A 7,276-nucleotide genomic window follows, 5' to 3' on the forward strand; every position below is an offset into this window, starting at 1 on the left:
CATACGAACGGGCGGCACTGCGTTGCGGCCATTATCGAGACAATATTTACTTTTCAGTTCCTCTAAAACAAAAGAAAAATCTACCATTTCATTAAATTGACGGAGCATATTATCTTTTGGTATGACGATATCGTAAATCGCCATGAATGGGCTAAGGTTAAGAGATTGTTGTTTTGAAATCATCCGAGACACCACCTAGAATTATTACAACTATTATACATGAAAAAAACGAAAGCTTCCTCGATTTCATCGAGGAAGCTTTCGTTTTTTCTATGAAGACTTTTTCAGTGGCCTCAGCAGCCGCTGTGTCTTTTTATAATTATACCGTTATATACAAATTCCAAACAATATATAAATATAACATCGAACCTCGAAAAAAACCTTACATTACATATCGCCAAATCTTACAAAACTGTTATGTTGCTGTAAGATTCGGCGATAGCAAGTCCATACGTTCTCCTGCATAATAAACGTATAAACAACAAACAAAAACATCTATGAGGTGATACATATGAATGGAAATAAAATTTTATCTGCGCTCTCGTACTTCAGTGTTCTCTTTGCACCTATCTTGTTCCCGATCATTGTTTGGATTGTCGGTGATTATGAAACAAGAAGTCATGCTAAACGTGCCCTTTGGACACATATCATTCCGGGCATTGCTACTTTTATCGGACTTGCAGTATTAGGAGTTATGGATGTTGGCTTTAATCAGCCAGATACGACACTTGCGATTGGCTCAGTAATTGTAGTATGCATTTGTGCCCTAATTAGCCTGTACTACTTTATTTGGAATATGGTAAAAGGAATTAAAGTCCTTAAAGGATAATTTCTCCGAATAAGAAAGGATCACCAAGCTAAAAACACAACCACCCAATATCTCACATAAGAGACGTTTGGTGGTTTTTCCTTTTTCAACATGAAAAATCCGCTGGGCAAATTCCACTTTTTTGAATACAATAAAAAAGTATCTGTATAGAAAGATTAGAAACTGTTAACAAAGATAAAAAGACATATGACAGAAAGGAATTCATATGGAGGAATTACAAAAAAGTAAACCCGCCCTAGCAGAAACGGAAATGCCTTTATTAAAAAATACAAACTTCCTATTTCTTTGGGCAGCCACTCTATTTTCAAGCTTTGCCTTAGCTTTTTTTACGTTTTCCCAAACGTGGTACATAGCAAAAACATTAAATTTAGAAGCATCACTCGGCGTTGTCTTTGTCGCTCTTAGTGTTCCCCGCCTCATCTTCATGATTATCGGCGGAGCTGTTGCAGACAAATTCCCGAAAAAGAATATCATGTTTTATTCTAATATCGTTCGAGCACTTATTGTGACGATTATTCTTATTTGGTTTATTGTTGGTCACGTCACACTATACACATTTGCTTTATTTGCACTTTTCTTCGGCTTAGCTGATGCTTTTTTTTGGTCCGCTGATGGGTCTATCTTACCTGAGCTCGTAGCGAAGCAGCGTCTTACACAAGCAAATTCACTTACACAAATGACGAACCAAGCATCAGTTATCCTCGGCCCTGTCCTTGGCGGGATACTAATTAAATTTAGTAATTACGAAACAATCTTTACCATAACCATTCTATTATTAATTGTCGCTGCCATACTCATTCAAAAGGTGCATTCAAACGTAGGACAAGAAGAAAAACAAGCAAATAAAGGCATGTTCACTTCTATTAAAGAAGGCATTCTTTATGTGAAAGAATCTTCTTTTTTATCAACGTTTCTTATTTGTAGTGCCTTTTTAAATCTGTTTTTAATCGGGCCCATGCAAGTTGGTTTTCCGTTGTTTATTAAAAATGTACTGCACGGTGACTCTTTACAATTTAGTTATTTAGAAGCAGCGGTTGGCGGCGGAATGGCCATTGGCGCTGTTATCGTTGGACTGCGAAATATTAATCGCCGCCGCGGATTATTTTGCATTATTATGATGCTGCTGTCAGGTGTTTTCTTCCTGTCTATTAATTTCAGCACAACACTTTGGCAGGCGCTTCTTTCCGGCTGTTTTTACGGCATTACAATCGCAATGGCAATTGTGCCGTTAATGGCTATGATTCAATCAACTGTAAAGGAAGAAATGATGGGACGCGTTATGAGCTTACTTATGCTATCATCGATGGGCTTTATCCCTGTTTCTTATGCAGTCACTTCACTTGCCTTAGCAGCTGGAATACCAATTGTTACAGTTATGAAAAGCGGTGCCATTGCGGTCATCGTCTTTGTACTCTTTATCGCAATCCGCGTTCCAACTGTACGGAAATTTGATTAAAAGAAAGGAGTTATGCTTCAAACGCGTAACTCTTTTTTTCACTTTCAAATGGATTATACAAAACAATCCCGCTGTTCCGCCTCGCTGCCGCTCCCCACTCTAGTGCGACATCTAGAAATAATGACTGCATCGTACTATACAAAAGCGCCCCAAATGCTTTGCGAATTTCACCGCGCTTATGCCTTTCTTTTGTGAACACACGCTTAATAATCCCGAGCTGTTCAAGCTTCGCGACAGATCGGCGCACAGTTCGTATGTTTTTCTCTATTTTCACCGCAATCGTTTCCATTAGCGGACATGCAACGCCAACTGTTTTTTGTTTTTCATTCACCGCATATCTCCCTAACAAACGAATCACAAGAAAATCCGTTTTGTTAATTTCAACTTGATACTGCGTCAAAATTTGCTGCTGATATGTATTAAACTCTTCCTTATTTTGAAATTCACTATACTGTTTCATTAATGAATACAATTTACTCATCTCTATCGCCCCCTTTTATAAATAAGAGAGAAACCATAAAAGTGGCGAACGATTTTGTTGTATAATCAAAATAAATTTATCAAACTGAGGTGAAAGCATGATCGTAATCAGTGCATGTTTAGCGGGAATTGCTTGTCGTTATGACGGAAACGATAATCTTGTTGCAAAAATTGGAGAACTACTAGAAAAAGAAGAAACGACCCTTATTTGTCCAGAAGTATTAGGAGGATTACCAACGCCTCGTACCCCCGCCGAAATTATCGGAGGCAACGGCGATGATGTATTGAACGGAACAGCAAAAGTAATAGACCAAAACGGAAATGATGTCACAGAAATCTTTATTGCGGGTGCTTACAAAGCATTAGAGCAAATAAAAGATCTAAACCCTGAGTATATTATCCTAAAAGAACGCAGTCCTTCATGCGGAAGTTCTGTCATTTACACAGGTGAATTTAATGGACAAAAGCATGATGGTTACGGCGTTACTACCGCATTATTTAGACAACATGGTTTTATTGTTATTTCAGAAGAAGATTTTGTAACACGGTGAAAAAATGCTAAAAAAGAAGCTAACCAACTACTACAAATAATTGGTTAGCTTCTTTTTATTTTCGGTTTGTTTAAAACCTCACACATAACAAGAAACCGCTTCCATTAATAGCCAGACACCCTCATCCCACCTAACAAGAACGAGATTCTTCTGTCAGTTTTTAACTTGTATATCGCTTATTACGAAGCTGACTTTTTCGCCCCATAACGCTGTTCAATACGTTGTTCAATTTTTTCCATCTCTTGTTTATCATTCAGTATTTTTTGTTTATTCTCCTGTACCAATTCTTTGAAAGATTTATTAAGTAATTTACAATGTTTTTTCACTTTCATCATTCCTCCTTATTTTCTATGAAATCAAGAATTAGAATGAAAAATAATCACATTCAACTCTTTGTTTTTGTTAAAATTTGTCTTTATTTGTCGAAAAATTCTTCTTAATTAGATGATACTATAACTTTTGCATTTTCAAAAGAAAATTTTTTGAACATTTTGTGAAATCAATAAATCATAACAGATAAGTTGTCGCTACACCAAAGAGGAGATGAACATTTCTATGTATACAAAAAAGAGCATCCGGCCTTAGACACTCTTTTTTGTTAACAAGGTATAATAATAGAAAAACATGTTCCTTTTCCTTTTGCACTCTCTATTTCTATATCTCCATTTAGCTCTCTAATAATGCTGTATGCAATCATAGTACCAAGTCCAGTCCCTTTTTCTTTTGTTGAATAAAATGGGGTGGCAATTCGCTTTACTTCTTTTTGGGACATTCCAATTCCCGAATCAATAATATCAATTACAATATGACTTTTGATTTTTTGCACATGAATTTGTAACACTCCGCCATTTTTCATAGCTTCAATTCCGTTTTGTAAAATGTTAGTGAAGCACTGTTTTAATTTTTCTGGATTCGCATTTATATACAAATACTCTGGAATATCTTTCTGTATTTCAACATTGTATGAAAATGCTAGCGAAGAAATCGTACTTGTTACTTCCCGAAATATACACTTTATATTTAGTGGTTCTTTTATTGTATTTTGTGATTTTGTCAGAGATAAATAATCATTAATAATCAATTGGACTTTTTCTAATTCCATCAACATAATTTTCAAGTATTCATCTTGAGATGTTTTTGACAGTTCGTTTTCACGGAATAATTGAGTGAATCCATATACAGTCGTTAGAGGGTTATGAACTTCATGGGCAATCGATGCAGCTAATTCACTAGCTGTACAAAACTTTTCAGCTCTTTGAATTTTTTCTTTCATTTTAAATTTCTCAATCATTCCTTCTACTAAATAAATAGATAATAATCCTGTGAAGGCGTTGACTACTACATAATTAATTAAAAATCCAATAAAAACAGCTTCAATTTTACCATCCATTTCAATTTGATTCATTAGCGCAGAGATAGAAAAAAAACTCGTACAAATCAAAAGCAATAATGTGTGAAACAATATTTTTTTTCTCCTAAAATAAATAGGGAGAAAATAACGTAATATCGTCGTAACAGCTATAGTTATAGTATATATAATAACTGATGAAAAAAAGCCGTTTCCCCCTAAGTAAAATCGATACCCCATATATACAAAACTTATATAAATAATACTTCTTGCATTTCCATATAGAAGTACTAAAAGAATAGGAATAAACCGCAAATCATAAATATACCCATCATGTAAATGAATAGGGAATGTCATACAAAGAACAATTGCAATCGATGAAAAAAAAGAAATTAATAGATTATTACACGGGGTTTTTTCTGTCTTTTCTAACCAAAATACTTGATAACTAAGGATACAAATGATAATAATAAATGCATTTAATAGTAGTGTAGAAATTCCCATATTCTGCGCCTCCCTAATGTTTTGTAAAGGGGATAATACACTCTTTCTTGAAAACGCTTTTTAATTTTATATTACGTTTTTTCGATTTATAAGTTCATTATGTTTTTCGATTTTAGAAATAATAGATAGGTATACGTGCTTTTTATTGTGTATAGTAATTGGACGTAGAGACGTACAAGAAAGAGGAAATGGGAAAAAGCAACTGAGTTTTATCTGAAAATTCTGTTAATTCAAAAAGTAAAACCATCTTCTCTATTATAGAGTACCATAAAAATGAGCAAATAACAACAAAAAAGATCGAATTTCTACCTTTTTCACCATTTTTCACCAAAATAAAAACCCCCTTAACAAGTGAACTTAGCCATTCATCGTCAAGAAGGTTATCATGATTAATCTGTAAAGATAAGCACTACACAAATGCTATCTAACATTAACATTCTTCAGGCTTACCAGCATTCTTCGCTGTGCGGAAAGATGATCCGCAACCACATGATGCGATCGCATTTGGGTTGTCGATTGTAAATCCGCCGCCAAGCATCGATTGCTTATAATCGATTTTTACTCCTTCTACAATTGGAGCACTTTCTTTATCAATAACAAATTCAACACCGAAAAATTCAAGAACTGTGTCGTCTTCATTTGGTTCTCTTTCAAATCCTAAACCGTAAGAAAGACCACTACATCCACCGCCATGTACAGCAAGACGAACGTATCTTTCTCCTTCTTCAGCATCTTTTAACATATCTTTAATTTGATATGCAGCTTGTTCTGTTACAGTAATCATAGAATCCACCATCCTTTCTTCTCTCGTTCTATTATACATCTTTACTCTTCAATCTTATAATAATATACACCACTGCAAGTGACCTCTGCTGGACCCTTCATGAGAACTGTTCCTTCTTCTGTCCATGTAATCATTAAATCTCCGCCTGCTAAATGAACCGTGATTTCTTGGCCTCGCTTCATCTTTCCATTTAAGATTGCAGCTACAACTGCAGCACATGCTCCTGTTCCGCATGCTTGTGTAATGCCAGAACCGCGTTCCCATACACGAAAATGCATTTCACGACCATCTAGTACCTCAATAAATTCGACATTGACGCTTTCTGGAAACATCTCATGTGTTTCTAATACAGGTCCTAATGTTGTAAGCGGTGCTTCTTCAATATTCTCTACAAAAATAACAGCATGCGGATTTCCCATTGAGACAGCTGTAAATGTATAACGGTGGTTATTATAAAGGAAATCTTCACGAATAAATGGCGTTTCCCCTTCTCCTAACATCGGTAAATCAATGCGTTTTAATCGAGGTGCCCCCATATCTATTGTTGCTGAAGTTACAACTCCACCTTCAGCTTTTACTTCTGCTGTAACGATTCCTGCTAACGTTTCAATTGTGAAAACAGTCTCTTCTACTAGTTTATGCTCATATGCGTACTTTGCAACGCAGCGCAGTCCATTCCCGCAGCTTTTTCCTTCTGAACCGTCTTTATTAAAAATACGCATTTTCACAGGGGCAACGTCAGAGGGACAAATTAAAATCATTCCATCGGAACCAATTCCAGTATTCACATCTGATACTTTTTCAGCAACTTGTGCAAGATGCTCTTCTGCAATTTGTTCTTCAAACATATTTACATAAATGTAGTTATTCCCAAGCCCGTGCATTTTTGTGAAAGAAAATTGTGCCATGTGATTTCACTCCAAAATTTTTAATTGTTATAAGTATAAAATGAGCGCTTTTTGAAAACAATAAGAATGTCCCCCCGTTTCTCATATTCAACGACAATTTTGGCGTAACAATGTCGTGCTTACACATATGGTGTAAGAAAAAAGCCCTTCAACCAAGAGGCCACTGAAAAACTCACGTTTTTTCAGCTCAAAAACCGGATGTGAAATTAGAAAGGCGACTTTTCGTTCAAAATGGAACGAAAAGTCGCCTTTCTTTCTATTCTTTTTTTACTTTTCTTCCTTTTTTTCCTTCATTAAGGTCATAATTCGTTTTAAATTGACGGCAAATATAGCCATCGCACCTTGCATTCGCATACCAATGAGACCCGAGGAAGATGCTACATCATACCCGTGTCTGTGCTTCAGTTCACTATTTT

The 7,276-nt window shown here is 35.6% G+C and carries 7 protein-coding genes and 2 pseudogenes; 3 read left to right on the forward strand and 6 right to left on the reverse strand.

Going from position 1 to position 7,276, the window contains the following annotated elements:
• Positions 1-183: pseudogene (locus tag H280_RS0122295) on the reverse strand (IS5/IS1182 family transposase); the annotation flags it as partial.
• Between the two features lie 328 nt (positions 184-511).
• Between H280_RS0122295 and H280_RS0122305 the strand changes: the two are divergent.
• Together H280_RS0122305 and H280_RS0122310 are read left to right on the forward strand one after the other, a co-directional pair.
• Positions 512-829 (forward strand): DUF4870 domain-containing protein, encoded by a 318-nt coding sequence (locus tag H280_RS0122305; protein WP_020063312.1) that lies wholly within the window; start codon positions 512-514, stop codon positions 827-829.
• Positions 830-1,034: 205 nt separating this feature from the next.
• Positions 1,035-2,285 (forward strand): MFS transporter, encoded by a 1,251-nt coding sequence (locus H280_RS0122310; protein ID WP_020063313.1) that lies wholly within the window; start codon positions 1,035-1,037, stop codon positions 2,283-2,285.
• A gap of 169 nt (positions 2,286-2,454) precedes the next feature.
• Here the strand turns inward: H280_RS0122310 and H280_RS24220 are convergent.
• A pseudogene (locus tag H280_RS24220) lies at positions 2,455-2,766 on the reverse strand (helix-turn-helix domain-containing protein); the annotation flags it as partial.
• A 97-nt stretch (positions 2,767-2,863) separates the two neighbouring features.
• Here H280_RS24220 and H280_RS0122320 point away from each other — a divergent pair.
• Positions 2,864-3,316, forward strand: coding sequence for a DUF523 domain-containing protein (locus tag H280_RS0122320; RefSeq protein WP_020063315.1), 453 nt, complete (start codon positions 2,864-2,866; stop codon positions 3,314-3,316).
• 179 nt (positions 3,317-3,495) lie between these two features.
• On the opposite strand, the gene H280_RS25500 is transcribed toward H280_RS0122320, so the two are convergent.
• From H280_RS25500 to dapF, 4 genes are all read right to left on the reverse strand, one after another.
• Complete coding sequence (locus H280_RS25500; protein ID WP_020063316.1) at positions 3,496-3,648, reverse strand: FbpB family small basic protein; 153 nt, start codon at positions 3,646-3,648, stop codon at positions 3,496-3,498.
• A 266-nt stretch (positions 3,649-3,914) separates the two neighbouring features.
• Positions 3,915-5,168 carry an ATP-binding protein gene (locus H280_RS0122330; RefSeq protein WP_020063317.1) on the reverse strand — a complete coding sequence of 418 codons (1,254 nt, stop codon included), beginning with the start codon at positions 5,166-5,168 and terminating at the stop codon, positions 3,915-3,917.
• A 430-nt stretch (positions 5,169-5,598) separates the two neighbouring features.
• Positions 5,599-5,952, reverse strand: a complete 354-nt coding sequence (locus H280_RS0122335) for a HesB/IscA family protein (RefSeq protein ID WP_020063318.1) — start codon at positions 5,950-5,952, stop codon at positions 5,599-5,601.
• Between the two features lie 41 nt (positions 5,953-5,993).
• The gene (gene dapF / locus H280_RS0122340) at positions 5,994-6,860 is read right to left on the reverse strand and encodes a diaminopimelate epimerase (protein WP_020063319.1); all 867 of its coding nucleotides are present in this window, start codon (positions 6,858-6,860) and stop codon (positions 5,994-5,996) included.
• Between the last annotated feature and the right edge of the window lie 416 nt (positions 6,861-7,276).

Origin of the sequence: Bacillus sp. 123MFChir2 (genome assembly GCF_000383235.1) — a bacterium.
Taxonomy (GTDB): domain Bacteria; phylum Bacillota; class Bacilli; order Bacillales; family Bacillaceae_G; genus Bacillus_A.